Raw genomic sequence first — 13,409 nt, forward strand, 5'->3', positions numbered from 1 at the left:
AGGGCAGGAGAGCCCTGCCTAAAGGGGAGTGTAAAGGAAGTTTGCGCTGTGTGTCCACAGATTGCGAAACCAACGCTTAAGCGCCCCAAGCGAGGAAAGCGATGCTTTCGAAAGACTTAAGATTCATGAGACTCACCAAGGCACTATTGGTTCTGATCCGCTGGATGCAAGCCGGCCATCGCTTGGAGGAAACCGTTCCTCTGAGCCAGGCCCGCCACAGGCGACTGGAGCTGGAGGCTCAAGGTGCCACCGTGTATTGGAGTGAACGTCTGGCCCAGGGCCAGTTCTGTTGAGAGGCTGGGGCCAATCAGCACAGGCCCATGCAGCGTTTGATTCTCCTGATTTGTCTTGGGCTGACCTCGGTTGGTCTCACCAGCTGTGGACTGGTGAGCTCAAGCGGGGACCAACCAAACGCAAGCGCTTCGATCAAACAGCTGGAACAACGCATCAACCAGCTGGAGCAGGAGCTGCAACAAATCAAGTCGCCCGGCGGCGATGCCGACAGCAAAACCCCGGCCGGTCCCCTGCGATCCCTCACCCTGCGGATCGGCACCGAGGACGACCGATTGCGGATGTACTGGGCCGATGGTCAGACGAGCAATCTGATCTGCTCTCAAGAAGGGAAAGGTGTTTGGGCCTGCGGTTAAGCCGCAGAGAGCAGCTGCTGCAAGGCCGGTAGCCAGGTGGGCTCCACGGGCCACACCTCCCGGCGCGTGAGGGAGAAAGCAATGCTTTTCTCCGCGTAGGCCGCTTCGTTAACAAACACCGGGATCTCCCCCTCAACCCACGCTTCACCTCGATCGGTCCCATCCGCAGCACGGAACATCGCCTGGGTTGAGCTGATGTCCTGCCAATCGCGGCCCTGCAGTTCGGGATGCACAAGGGCCTGAGGCTCTCCGTTCTCCGCCTTCGGAAGATCCAGACTCCCCAGGTGACGATGCACCACCAGAGCATCCGGCAGCCGGGCCAAGCCCTGATCTGCCTGATCCAAGGCGCTCAGGCAGGTTTCCAAGCCAAGACGGGTCTGTTCAACGACCCGGGCATTGAGCAGACCTTGCGGCACAGGGCCCACCTCGATCACCAGGCCGCAGGGCCAGGATTCAACAAGGAAACCGGTCTGCTGAGCATCGGCTTCGTGCAGATAAATCGGCAGGCCGAGCGCTCCCTGCACCAAAGCCGCGAGGGCGAGATCAGCGGGACGCCGGCCGTACACCACCAGGGAATTGCCCATAGCCGCTGTGGTGCTGTGCAAATCGATGGCCACAGCGCAAGGCTGCTCGCCGGTCGGGCCGTGCAAGCGCAGGAGTTCCCCAGCACGCTGGAACTCCAAGCCGGGGGCCCCCTGCTCCAACTGTTCCGGGAGGAAGCAGCGGTTGAGGTCACGATCGACGTAGCGACAGCGACGGCGCAACGCTTCCGGGTTGCCGATCACCTTCTGCACCGCCAAGCCAGCAGCGTTGATCAGATCAGGGTTGGCCTGCCACTGCTGCAACAACCAAGGGGAATTGACCTCATTGCCGTGGGTGCCGGCCACCACAAGAACGCCACAGCTGCTCATGGACCACAGCGAACCAAGTTCTGACTGAAGCACGAGTCACAGCGAGGATGAAAGCGATCCAAACCACACCATGTCGATCCCACCTGTTGTGGTAACAGCCGCCCGTCGCAGTTGGCGATGGCAATGGCAACGGCTCATGGGTGGGCTGGGCCCAGCCGATGCGGCCGGCAATTACACCCGCCCAAGCAGCGATCCGCTCACACCGCCGGCTTTAAACCCCGAAGACCTGCTCCAGCGCAGCGCAGACCAACGGCCAATCCTGGTGATCGGGCGCAGCTGCCCCTGGGCCCACCGCACCTGGCTGGTGCATCAGCTGCGCCATCTGCACAACAGCCTCACCCTCGTGATGGCACGGGCGGATCACAACGCTGGACGCTGGGCCCTCGATCCAGCCTTGGAGGGGTGCAAAACGCTGCTGGAGTTGTATCAGCACTGCGGCGCCCCTCCCAGCTACCGGGCCACCGTGCCTGTGCTGGTGGATCCCAAGACGCGCACCCTGCTGGGCAATGACAGTGCACCACTGGTGGAGCTGTTGAACCGCTGGCCCCATCAAGACGCTGTTGTGGACCTGGCACCGGCGGAAGCCACCGACAGGATCCAGGCCTGGCAGCAGTGGGTGCAACCGGCCATCAACGATGGCGTGTACCGCTGCGGTTTCGCCCGCAACCAAGCGGCCTACGACCGCGCTGAAGCCGATCTCTTCGCTGCCCTTGCTGCGGTGGAGCAGAGCCTCGAAACCAATGGTCCATGGCTGTGCGGCACAACACTGACCCTGGCGGACGTGCGCTTATTCCCCACCTTGATCCGCTGGGAACTGGTCTATGCGCCCCTATTCGGCTGCACTCGGCAACCGCTCTGGCACTACCCACACCTCTGGGCATGGCGACAACGCTTTTACGCCTTGCCGGGCGTTGCGGACACCTGCGACGGCAACGCCTGGCGACACGACTACTTCGGTGCCCTGTTCCCCCTCAATCCTGGCGGCATCGTTCCAGCCGGTCCTGACCTGAGCACACTGGTGAACAGCACGGCGGCGTCGGGATGACCAGCGCAGATCCAACCTTTGAGGGTGTTTACGGCACCTACTCGATCACCGCTACCGATCGCCAGGAGGTGCGTTCCTATCGGATCGCCCTGTTGATCACCGGCCTCAGCCTGGCTGCAGGAGTGCTGCAGTGGTGGCAGACCGATAGCCCCTGGGCATGGCTCTGGGTGCTGCCGATGGCCACGGCCCTGGGCCTGGCCCTGCGCTGGATTCACATTTATCTCCGTCCCTTGCACCGCGCCCTTCAACTGTTCTGGCTCAGTGGTTGCATCGGTTGGGGGGCCCTGCTGCTGCAGGCCGGCCCCACCAAGGTGCTCTCAACCCTCCAGGATCAGCCGCTGTGGATCCTGGCCACCGGGCCGCTGTTTGCCGCCTTGGCGGGCATCGGCTTCAAGGAGTTTTTCTGCTTCCAACGGCCCGAAGCCATCGGCCTCACCTTGCTGCTGCCGGCGGCGCTGCTGGGGCATCTGGTGGGACTGATCCATGGTCCCCTCTGCCTGGCTCTCCTGGAAAGTGCAGCGTTGCTGCTGGTGTTGCTGGCCCTGCGCAAATTCGGCATGGAGGCAGCAGCGGATGTGGGCGACAAGAGCGTGTTTGCTTATCTGGACGGTCAACTGCCCGCTGGCACGCCGTGAGTCTGATCAGCCTGGTGGGTGCGGCCAAGGATTTCGGCATCCGCACCCTCTTTTCCGATCTCGATCTCCACATCGGTGAAGGGGAGCGGCTGGGACTGATCGGTCCCAATGGCGCCGGCAAATCCACCCTGCTGAAGGTGCTGGCAGGGAAAGAACCGCTCGGGGAAGGGGAACGCCGCTGCTCACCCCGGCTTCGGGTGGAGCTGGTGGGTCAGGAGAGCCGGATCACCCCGGGGCTCACGGTGCTGGAGCAGGTGCTGGAGGGCTGTGGTGCCAAACGGGATCTGCTGGTGCGCTTCAGCGCCCTCAGCGACGCCATCGCGGAAGACCCCAGCAATGAAGCACTGATGGCGGAGCTGGGTCAGCTCAGCCAACGGATGGATGAAGAAGAAGCCTGGAGCTTGGAGCAGCAATGCCGGGAAGTGCTGCAGAAATTGGGCATCAGCGATCTCCAGCGCCCGGTCGACGACCTCTCCGGCGGATACCGCAAACGGGTGGGTCTGGCATCAGCTCTAGTGGCCTGCCCCGATGTGCTGCTGCTGGATGAGCCCACCAACCATCTCGATGCCGCTGCCGTGGAATGGCTCCAGAGCTGGCTGGATCGCTATCCCGGCGCTCTGGTGCTGGTCACCCATGACCGCTATGTGCTCGATCGGGTGACGCGACGGATGGTGGAGGTGGACCGAGGCCAGGCCCGCACCTATCAGGGGAACTACAGCACCTTTCTGCAGCACAAAGCGGAAGAAGAGGCCTCAGAAGCAGCCTCAGCGGCCAAGTTCAAAAGCGTGCTTCGCCGCGAATTGGCCTGGCTACGCCAGGGCCCCAAGGCGCGCAGCACCAAACAGAAGGCGCGACTGCAACGCATCGAAGCTATGCGCGAGCAGAAACCCAATCAGGCCAAAGCGAAGCTGGAGATGACCGGCATCAGCCGGCGCATCGGCAAACAGGTGATCGAAGCGGAAGCCGTTGGGGTCACAGCCGATGGCAGCGGGGGCGGTCGCCCACTCCTCGATGGCTTCAGCTACAGCTTCAGCCCTGAAGACCGAATCGGCATCATCGGCCCCAACGGCAGCGGCAAATCCACCCTGCTTGATCTCATCGCCGGACGGCGCGAGCCAACCCAAGGCAGCCTGCTGCTTGGGGAGACCGTGCACATCGGCTACCTGGACCAGCACACCGAAGACTTCAACAAAGGCAAAGGGCTCGATCGCAAAGTGATCGAGTTCGTGGAAGAAGCCGCCAGCCGGATCGATCTGGGGGGTGAACAGGTCACCGCATCCCAGCTTCTGGAACGCTTTTTGTTTCCACCAGCCCAGCAGCACAGCCCCTTGGCCAAGCTCTCGGGAGGCGAGCGCCGCCGCCTCACCCTCTGTCGGATGCTGATCCAGGCGCCCAACGTGTTGCTGTTGGACGAACCCACCAACGATCTGGATGTTCAGACCCTCAGCGTTCTCGAAGACTTCCTTGAAGACTTCCGGGGCTGCGTGATCGTTGTTTCCCACGACCGTTATTTCCTCGATCGCACCGTTGATCGCCTGTTCTGCTTCGAACAAGGACGGCTTAATCGCTTTGAAGGGAACTACAGCGCGTTTCTGGAGCAGCAGCGCCAGGAGGAACGCAGCCAAAGCCAGGCGAGCAAACCCTCCACACCCAAACCAGAGAGCAGCCGCAAGACCAAGCGCGACGGCCCGCGGCGACGAAACTTCAAGGAAAACAAGGAACTTGCGGCGCTTGATCAACAGCTGCCTGACCTGGAGTTACAGAAGGAGGAGCTGGAACAGCAGATGACGCAGGAGGGCGCCGACATAGCCAATCTGAGCCTTGATCTGGCTGATCTGATCTCCCGCATTGAACAAGCGGAAGAACGCTGGCTGGAACTCAGCGAATTGGCCCCCTGAGCAAGGAGCTGGAGCCGTGCTTGTAGTCACGGCTACCGCCACCTCAGATCAAGATTGACGGATGGTCATGGGGGGGGATTCCACCACTCCAAAACCGATGAATCGCCGTAGGGTGCAGCAAGGCCACGGTCTGAATTCATGAAGTCCATCGACGAACACATCCAGAAGGATCAATCCGAAATCGAAGCTGCCAAAGCAGCTGGAGACGAGGCCAAGGTTCGTCACCTCACTGATGAGCTGAAGTCGCTGGAGGAATACAAGGAACACCACCCCGGCGACAGCCACGACCCCACTTCGCTCGAGCTGCATTGCGAGGCCAATCCCGATGCCGAGGAGTGCCGCGTCTACGACGATTGAGTCAACCAGCGACCTAGATCAACGAGGGCTCAGTAGTCCTCGTTGTAGTCGGAGGGGCTGCCGGTCAGGCTGCAGACGACAGCCTCCTCTTTACGCATCGCCTTCACTTCAGCGATCGGGCGTCCCATGCGTTGAAGCACAGCAACATCTTCTTTCGTTTGGCACCGGGCGATCACGTCACCCTTGATGTCCAGACAGGTGTAAAAGGTCATGTCATGGGAGAGACATTCCCGTTATGGCTCCCCCGCGATCAGGCCACAAGCATCGGTGTGGCTGATCACATGAAGATTGTCTGGAGCATCAGCTCACACTCCAAGCTCAGCCCAGGTTTCTGCCAGCAACTGATCGAGGTTGGTTCCCATGGCGGCTGAAATGCACAGCACGGGACGACCACTCGCCGCTTCAAGGTCTTGCCGCAACCTGGGGAGATCCTCTTCTGTCAGCAACTCCTGTTTGTTGATCACCAACAGACGTGGCCGATCAACCAGACCATGGCCATAGGCCTCCAGCTCTTGCTGGACGACGTTCAGGTCAGCCACGGGATCCTCGGATCCTGCGTCCACGAGGTGGATCAGCAGACGGGTGCGTTCGATATGACGCAGAAAGTCGTGGCCAAGACCAGCGCCCTGGGCGGCCCCCTCAATCAAGCCTGGAATATCCGCGAACACGGTTCCATCTCCACTGGGACGGCGCACCACACCAAGGTTGGGAACCAAGGTGGTGAAGGGGTAATCGGCAATCTTGGGTCGCGCTGCCGACAGCACGGCGATCAAGGTGCTCTTACCAGCATTGGGAAGGCCAATAATGCCCACCTCAGCCAGCAACTTGAGTTCCAGCTGCAGGGGCCATTCCTCACCCTCACGGCCCTCGGTGAATTTCTCCGGAGCGCGGTTGCGATTGCTCAGGTAATGGGCGTTGCCCAAACCACCTCGCCCACCGAAAGCAACGGTGAGACGCTCACCCGGGGTGGTGAGGTCTCCCAGAAGAATGCCGGTGCGCAGATGGCGTACCTCCGTGCCGCAAGGCACCTTGATCACCAGGTCTTTCCCTGATGCGCCGGTGCATTTGTTCGGACCACCGCGTCGCCCATCGTCAGCGGCGAACAGGCGTTTGTACTTGAAATCGAGCAGGGTTTGCAGGTTGCTGTCGGCCTCGAGAACCACGGGAGCCCCACAACCGCCGTCACCTCCGGAGGGGCCTCCAGCGGGCACATACTTTTCACGGCGAAATGCAGCGATGCCATCGCCGCCGCGCCCGCCTCGGACCGTGATCCGTGCCTGATCGATGAACTGCACGGTGCTGCCGGCTCAATCCAATCCATAACCCTAAGATTCAGCCGCTGCAGCTCTGTCGTTGACCGGCGTCCGTTTCGAAGACCTCAGCAAGACCTTCCCAGGACGCGGCGGCGGTGATCCCGTTGAGGTGATTCGTCAGTTGAATCTGACGATCAACGATGGCGAGTTTTTGGTGCTGGTCGGTCCCTCGGGGTGCGGCAAAAGCACCTTGCTGCGATTACTCGCTGGTCTCGACAGCCCCACCAGCGGCGAAATCAGAATCGGTTCCCGGCCCATCAGCGATGTGCCGCCAGCGCGCCGGAACGTCGCCATGGTGTTCCAGAGCTATGCGCTTTACCCGCATCTCAGCGTGCGGGACAACCTCAGCTTCGGACTGCGCAGAAGTCAGGCGAGATCAACCGTCCAGCGCATCCAAGATCAAGCCTTTCGAGCCACGCGCGCCTTACCCAAACCACTGAGGGTGCGGTCGGTCAGAGAAGAACAAATCGAAGCCCGGGTGAACACCGTTGCCAGATCTCTGGAACTCACGGAATTGCTCGATCGGAGGCCAAAGGAACTGTCCGGCGGACAGAAACAACGGGTCGCTCTCGGACGCGCCATGGCGCGCAATCCTGAGGTGTTTTTGTTGGACGAACCGCTGAGCAATCTCGACGCCAAACTCAGAACGAGCACGCGCCAAAGAATCGTCGAGCTGCAGCGAGAACTGAGAACAACGACGGTTTATGTGACCCACGACCAGGTGGAAGCAATGACCATGGGGGACCGCATCGCGGTATTGAACCAAGGGCGCTTGCAACAACTGGGAACACCGATGGAGTTGTACCGGTGGCCCTCCAACATCTTCGTGGCCCAGTTCATTGGCAGCCCAGCGATGAGCCTTTTGCCCGTCACGGTGGGACCCAATGCAACTCTGATTCTGGGGAACAAGCGCATTCAGGTTGAAGGCGCAATGGTCGAGCCTTTACTTCAACGAGAAGGCCAACACCTCACCGCAGGATTGAGGCCTGAACACTGGCATCTGGCACCGGCAACAAACCGGAATCTCCAAGCCGAGGTAAGCCATTGCGAGCGTCTGGGCAATGAGCAGATCCTCACCTGTCGGCTCCTGGATGGTGATCAACTCATCCAGGTCAGAGCTTCAACGGAGATCAACATCACTGCCGGCGATGCCATCCACCTCGACCCTGACCCCACAGGCTGGCGGTTGTTTGATGCGGATGGTGAAGCCATCCGTTAGCCACTGAAGCGCCTGAAACAGCTCAGCGCACCCAGACAACGCTGCAGCCCGGTCCGCCGTCCCCCTGCTCAGCATCGGTCACCCGCTCCACATAGGGCACCGTGTCCAGCCAGGCGCGCAGGCCGCGCTTGAGCTTGCCCGTGCCGATGCCGTGGATCACCCAAACCGGCCCATTGGCACTGCGCAAGCATTCCTCAACCGCCGCTTCGGCCTCATGCACCCGCATGCCACGCACATCAAGGGTGTTGCGACTGGTGCGCACCTGTGCACCACCGCCGCCTCCGACGGAACGGGCTTGCACCTTCACCACCGGCTTTGGAGGCGGCTCCGGCTTACGCCCATCCAGGCTTTCCACCGCCGCCAGATCCACCGTGGTGCGCATCACCCCACAACGAACCGTCAGCTGAAGGCCGTCATCGGTGATGGTCAACACATCTGCAGCCTTGCCGAGGGCGAGCAAGCGCACGCGATCCCCCACAGACGGACGCCAACCCGGCTTGGGTGCACGCCGTTCAGGAGTTGGGCGGTGATGGTCTTCCAAGCTGCGTAACCGTTGCCCAGCCTTTCGCGCGGTTTCGCCATCCGCGCGCTCATCCCGCAGACGCCGAATCAGCGTGCGAACTTCTTTCTGGCCCTGAAGGATCGACTGCTCCAAGCGTTGACGGCCCTGCTCCTGGCGTTGCGCGGTCTGCTGCTTTTGCTTCTGCCAGCGCTGCAGCAACTCCTCGTGCAGCAGCTCCGTGCGTGCCAGGAGTGCTGCAGCGTCTTCTGCCGCGGCCTGCTGGCGCTGCCGTTGCTCCTCCAAGCCACGGATCACACTGTTCACCTCACCATCACCCCCTGGGGCCAACAGCTGCTGGGCCTGATGAAGCACATCCGAATCGAGCCCAAGGCGCGTGGCGATCGCCAGTGCATTGCTGCGTCCTGGAATTCCCCACAGCAATTCATAGGTGGGGGACAAGGTCTCAGGATTGAAAGCAACAGAGGCATTCTCAAAACGAGCGTCGTCGTATTTGAGGGCCTTGAGTTCACCGAAGTGGGTGGTGGCAATCGTGAGCCGAGCCCGATCCGCAAGAGCCTTGAGCAGAGCCGTGGCCAGGGCCGTTCCCTCGCTGGGATCCGTTCCAGCACCCACCTCATCAAGCAGCACCAAGGCCGGAGAACCACCGCGCTGCAGCGCCTCAAGAATGCGCCCGATGCGCTTCACATGACCACTGAAGGTGGACAAGCTCTGCTGGAGGGATTGCTCATCTCCGATGTCCGCCAGCACCTGGGCACACCAGGGCAGGGAGGGTTGCCCCGAACAGGGCAAAAGCATGCCGGCGCGTGCCATCAATGCAGCGAGGCCAATGCTTTTCAGGGTGACCGTTTTGCCACCGGTGTTCGGCCCCGTGATCGCCACCACCCGCAGCTCCGGCGACACCTCCACCGAGATGGGAACCACGGGCGGCCCCTCCGCCCGTTTGTGCTGCCACACCAAGAGTGGGTGTCGCAGACCTGAAAAGCGAAACGGAGCCTCCGCTGCCGCCTCAAGCTGAGGCTCAACGCCACCAAGCCAGCGGCCGTAACGCCCACGGGCCAGCGCAAGATCAAGCGCGCGCAGCACGGCCACCACCTGGTTGAGGGCGGACGCCTCTTCAGCCACCAGAGCACTCAGCTCCGCCAACACCTTGCGTTCCTCATCCCGGATGCGGGACTCCAGCTCCACAAGCTTGTTGCCCATGGTGAGCACCGAGCGGGGTTCAACAAAGAGGGTGCTGCCTGAGGCCGAACTGTCGTGCACCTGACCCGGCACCTGGCTCACCGCACCGGCCTTCACCGCCAGAACCGGACGGCCATGACGCTCGGCGATCACACTGTCCTGCAGGGATGGGGCCAGGCGCCGCAGCAGCTCCTGAAGTTTGTCGCGACGTTCCTGTCGCAGACCGTTCCATTGATGCCGAAGCGCCGACAACGCCGAGCTGGCGCGATCAGCGACGCGGCCGCCCTCTTCGAGCGCAAATTTGAGCCGCTGCTCCAACTCCGGCAGCGTCACCATCGTTTCAATCAACGCGGTGCACACCGGGCGCAGCTCGGGATCGTCGATCTGACGGCGCAGCCGACGGGCCGCTGCCAACGTTTCCGCCACGGCCAGCAGCTCTTCTCCGGAGGCCACGCCTCCCTTGCTGCAGCGCAGCACAACGGGCTCGAGATTCTGCACACCGCGGAAGCTGAGCCCCCCCTCAGTGAGGTCATCGAGCACCGCCATTTCAACCGTCTCGGCCAGGCGCTGTTTCGACTCCTCCAGGCTGGCGGGCAGCGGTTGAACCCGGGCCGCATCACAGCCCATGCCGGTGCTGGCAAAGCCGCTGAGATGGTCACAGACCCGATGCCACTCCAGCAGTTCAAGGGTTTCCTGCTGAGCCCGGTCCGCCCCTTGACTCAAGTCAGCTGCAGTTGGAGGGGATGCCACCGGGGGGTTCATAAAGCATTTCGAGCCAGTTGCCTTCAGGGTCTTTCAAATAAAAAGACGCCGTGCCGTCGCGGTGGTCATGGACGGCACCAACGTGCACACCCTTCGCCTTGAGACGGTCGTGAATCACATCAACCTCCGCACGATCGCGGAAATGGAAGGCGAAATGTGGGCCAGCGGCTTTGTAATCCGGGCCTAACAAGGCGAGTCCATCGCGACCTTCCCCGGCTTCCAGATAGCACCAGTCGTTGGCACGCCAGACCAGGCGCATGCCCAGATCGATGTAGAAGGCAACAGCCCGATCGACGTTCTCAACACGGATCGCAACGTGACCGAGACGATCCACACCTTTGGGTTGATCGGCTGTCGCCATCGGATCAAGCCTCCTTCAACCAAGCCGCTGCATCGCAGGCGTGGTACGTGAGGATCAGATCAGCACCGGCGCGCTTGAAGCTCAGCAACGTCTCCAGCACAACGGCTTTTTCATCGATCCAGCCCTGCTCCGCCGCGGCCTTCACCATCGAATACTCACCACTCACGTTGTAGGCAGCGATGGGGAGTTCCGACTCTTCGCGCAGTCTGTGGATGATGTCGAGATAGGCCAAACCAGGCTTCACCATCATGATGTCAGCGCCCTCCTGCTCATCGAGCTGGGCTTCGGTGATGGCTTCCCGAGCATTGGCGGGATCCATCTGATATGTGTCTTTGTTTTTGGGGATCGGCTTGCTGCCGGCGGCACGGGGAGCGGAATCAAGGGCCTCACGGAAGGGGCCGTAGTACGCGGAGGAGTACTTCGCCGTGTAGCTGATGATGCCCACATGTTCGAAGCCTTCGTCGTCGAGGGCTTCCCGGATGGCACCGACCCGGCCGTCCATCATGTCGCTGGGACCGATCAGATCAGCGCCCGCTTCAGCCTGCACAACGGCCTGCTTGCAGAGCAGTTCAATCGTCTCGTCGTTGAGGACCACGCCGTCCTGGCTGACGATCCCGTCATGACCATCGCAGGAATAGGGATCCAGGGCGACGTCGGTCATGATCGCCATCTCGGGGATAGCTTCCTTGATCTGGCGGATCGCCCGTGGAATCAGGCCATTGGCGTTGAAGCACTCAGCCCCGTCTTCGGTCTTCAGTCCCTCAGACACCTTGGGGAAGAGAACGATGCAACGCACCCCAAGGTCGTAGGCACGCTGCACTTCGCCGGTGAGGGCCGCAAGGCTCCAACGGCTGGCACCAGGCATGGCAGCGATTGGCTCCACCTCAGTGCCTTCATGCACAAAGAGGGGATAGATGAAGTCTGCAGCCGAGAGGCTGTGCTCACGCACCATGGCGCGTAGGGCGGGCGTACGTCGAAGACGACGGGGGCGGTAGGTGAGCTCCATCAGACCCAAACACAAGGTGTGATCGTAAGGGCCACCCGATCAGAGGGCCGCCGAACGAAGCCACTCTTGACGTGGATGGTCCGTGCGCTTGGCACGCAGTTGCTCCAACAACCGACGCTCCTCCTCACTCCACGAGGCAGGCATGGCCAGCGTCAGCGTGAGCAGGAGGTCACCGCGACCGGTCTTCGACGGCCAGCCTTTGCCCTTCAGCCGCAGACTGCGGCCCGGGGCGGTGCCGACCGGAATGCTCACCTGGGCCTCACCATCGGGCGTCATCACCGAGACCATGCCTCCAAGGGCCAGTTCATCGAGGCTGACGGGGAGATCGGCCCGCAGCTGATCCGACTCCAGGCGCCAGATCGGGTGGTCCTGAATCTTGAGGTTGAGGTAGAGATCGCCCCGACGTCCGGTGCCCGGTTGCAGGTTGCCCTTGCCCTTCAACCGCAGCCGCGAGCCATTCTTCACTCCAGCAGGAATGCGCACCTGAACGCGCTCGTTGTTCACCGAGAGGCTGCGTTCACCACCGCGAAAGGCCTCTGAAAAGGTCACATTCACCGATGCTTCGGCATCGAGATTCACCGGAGGGCGTGAAGCCTGGGCACCACGCGGGAAACCGCCCCCTGCGAATCCCCCGCCGGGAAATCCGCCCCCAGGGAAACCACCCCCTTGGAAGCCACCGCCGCCTGAACCACCGAAACGGCCCAACAGGTCGTTGATGAAATCGTCGAAATTGCCGTAGCGACCGAAGTCGACGTCCATGCCGGGTGCGGCTCCCCCGCCCATGCCTCCGGCCTGGTTCCAGTACTGGCCGAATTGCTCATAACGACGCCGTTTCTCGGGGTCGGAGAGCACTTCGTAGGCCTCACTGATCTCCTTAAACCGCGCTTCAGCCTGGGCATCACCAGGGTTGACGTCAGGGTGGTATTGGCGCGCCAGGCTGCGAAAGGCTTTCTTGATGGCATTGGCATCAGCGCTGCGATCAACACCGAGCACCTGGAAATAGTCCTTGTATCCGCTGCCTGCCATACCAATCCAGTGGTAATCCCAGTTTCACCGCAACAGGGCTTGCGTTGTTGCTTCCGCATGGAGGGAAGCCCGAACGCCTGAATGCGACCTAGCTTCAGGCCAACCACTGCATCAGCATGAGGAGCATGGCCTCATCCCTGCTGGCATCCGTGCTGGTCGCAGCTGGCGGAGCTGTTGGTGGCCCACCTGGTTCGGCCGCTCCCTGGGCCAGCACGCTCGGAGAGCCCCTGCACGACTCAAGCCACCAGGCCCTCGAACTGACGCAGCATTTGAAGGCGATGGGGGCCAAGTTTTATGGCGCCTGGACCTGCCCGGCCTGTTTCAAGCAGATGAACCTGTTCGGCAAACAGGCCGGAGCCGACGTGACCTATGTGGAATGCCGAAAGCCGAAGCAGCTGCCGGAGCAAGCTGAAGCCTGCAACGCCGCAGAAATCCGGGCTTATCCCACCTGGGTTCTCCCCGATGGGCGCCGAAAAGTGGGAGTTCAGTCCCTGGAAGCCCTGAGCCGCTGGAGTGGTCTGAACTGA

The 13,409-nt window shown here is 61.8% G+C and carries 15 protein-coding genes; 8 read left to right on the plus strand and 7 right to left on the minus strand.

Annotated elements, in window-relative coordinates:
- Window positions 1-125: 125 nt before the first annotated feature.
- Window positions 126-293: a hypothetical protein gene (locus DXY33_RS12165; protein WP_170950919.1), complete on the plus strand. Its 168-nt coding sequence runs from the start codon at window positions 126-128 to the stop codon at window positions 291-293.
- Window positions 294-320: 27 nt separating this feature from the next.
- On the plus strand, window positions 321-647 hold the full coding sequence (locus tag DXY33_RS02860) for a hypothetical protein (RefSeq protein WP_115131679.1): 327 nt from the start codon (window positions 321-323) through the stop codon (window positions 645-647).
- Here the strand turns inward: DXY33_RS02860 and DXY33_RS02865 are convergent.
- Window positions 644-1,558, minus strand: a complete 915-nt coding sequence (locus DXY33_RS02865) for an aspartoacylase (RefSeq protein WP_115131702.1) — start codon at window positions 1,556-1,558, stop codon at window positions 644-646. The genes DXY33_RS02860 and DXY33_RS02865 overlap by 4 nt on opposite strands.
- Window positions 1,559-1,628: 70 nt before the next feature.
- On the opposite strand from DXY33_RS02865, the gene DXY33_RS02870 reads away from it, so the two are divergent.
- The 4 genes from DXY33_RS02870 (at window position 1,629) to DXY33_RS02885 (ending at window position 5,493) form a co-directional block, all read left to right on the plus strand.
- Complete coding sequence (locus DXY33_RS02870) at window positions 1,629-2,603, plus strand: glutathione S-transferase C-terminal domain-containing protein (protein WP_115131680.1); 975 nt, start codon at window positions 1,629-1,631, stop codon at window positions 2,601-2,603.
- Window positions 2,600-3,238, plus strand: coding sequence for a DUF2301 domain-containing membrane protein (locus DXY33_RS02875; RefSeq protein WP_115131681.1), 639 nt, complete (start codon window positions 2,600-2,602; stop codon window positions 3,236-3,238). Before DXY33_RS02870 ends, DXY33_RS02875 begins: the two co-directional genes overlap by 4 nt.
- Window positions 3,235-5,136, plus strand: a complete 1,902-nt coding sequence (locus tag DXY33_RS02880) for an ABC-F family ATP-binding cassette domain-containing protein (protein WP_115131682.1) — start codon at window positions 3,235-3,237, stop codon at window positions 5,134-5,136. Before DXY33_RS02875 ends, DXY33_RS02880 begins: the two co-directional genes overlap by 4 nt.
- Before the next feature lie 138 nt (window positions 5,137-5,274).
- Window positions 5,275-5,493, plus strand: coding sequence for a CP12 domain-containing protein (locus tag DXY33_RS02885; protein WP_115131683.1), 219 nt, complete (start codon window positions 5,275-5,277; stop codon window positions 5,491-5,493).
- A 29-nt stretch (window positions 5,494-5,522) separates the two neighbouring features.
- Here DXY33_RS02885 and DXY33_RS02890 read toward each other — a convergent pair whose 3' ends face one another.
- Complete coding sequence (locus DXY33_RS02890) at window positions 5,523-5,705, minus strand: hypothetical protein (RefSeq protein WP_115131684.1); 183 nt, start codon at window positions 5,703-5,705, stop codon at window positions 5,523-5,525.
- 93 nt (window positions 5,706-5,798) lie between these two features.
- Window positions 5,799-6,788 carry an Obg family GTPase CgtA gene (gene cgtA / locus DXY33_RS02895; protein ID WP_115131685.1) on the minus strand — a complete coding sequence of 330 codons (990 nt, stop codon included), beginning with the start codon at window positions 6,786-6,788 and terminating at the stop codon, window positions 5,799-5,801.
- Window positions 6,789-6,846: 58 nt separating this feature from the next.
- On the opposite strand from cgtA, the gene DXY33_RS02900 reads away from it, so the two are divergent.
- Window positions 6,847-8,025 carry an ABC transporter ATP-binding protein gene (locus tag DXY33_RS02900; RefSeq protein WP_115131686.1) on the plus strand — a complete coding sequence of 393 codons (1,179 nt, stop codon included), beginning with the start codon at window positions 6,847-6,849 and terminating at the stop codon, window positions 8,023-8,025.
- Window positions 8,026-8,047: 22 nt separating this feature from the next.
- On the opposite strand, the gene DXY33_RS02905 is transcribed toward DXY33_RS02900, so the two are convergent.
- The 4 genes from DXY33_RS02905 to DXY33_RS02920 are packed head-to-tail and all read right to left on the minus strand — an operon-like array spanning window position 8,048 to window position 12,882.
- Window positions 8,048-10,489, minus strand: a complete 2,442-nt coding sequence (locus DXY33_RS02905) for an endonuclease MutS2 (RefSeq protein WP_244275837.1) — start codon at window positions 10,487-10,489, stop codon at window positions 8,048-8,050.
- Entirely contained in the window at window positions 10,452-10,850 is a 399-nt protein-coding gene (locus tag DXY33_RS02910; RefSeq protein WP_115131688.1) for a VOC family protein, read from the minus strand. The genes DXY33_RS02905 and DXY33_RS02910 overlap by 38 nt, the downstream gene beginning before the upstream one ends.
- Before the next feature lie 4 nt (window positions 10,851-10,854).
- Complete coding sequence (gene hemB / locus DXY33_RS02915) at window positions 10,855-11,856, minus strand: porphobilinogen synthase (protein ID WP_115131703.1); 1,002 nt, start codon at window positions 11,854-11,856, stop codon at window positions 10,855-10,857.
- A gap of 39 nt (window positions 11,857-11,895) precedes the next feature.
- Window positions 11,896-12,882 carry a DnaJ C-terminal domain-containing protein gene (locus DXY33_RS02920; protein ID WP_115131689.1) on the minus strand — a complete coding sequence of 329 codons (987 nt, stop codon included), beginning with the start codon at window positions 12,880-12,882 and terminating at the stop codon, window positions 11,896-11,898.
- A 125-nt stretch (window positions 12,883-13,007) separates the two neighbouring features.
- Between DXY33_RS02920 and DXY33_RS02925 the strand changes: the two genes are divergently transcribed.
- Complete coding sequence (locus DXY33_RS02925) at window positions 13,008-13,409, plus strand: vitamin K epoxide reductase (RefSeq protein ID WP_115131690.1); 402 nt, start codon at window positions 13,008-13,010, stop codon at window positions 13,407-13,409.

This window comes from Synechococcus sp. N26 (assembly GCF_900473975.1).
GTDB lineage: Bacteria > Cyanobacteriota > Cyanobacteriia > PCC-6307 > Cyanobiaceae > Parasynechococcus.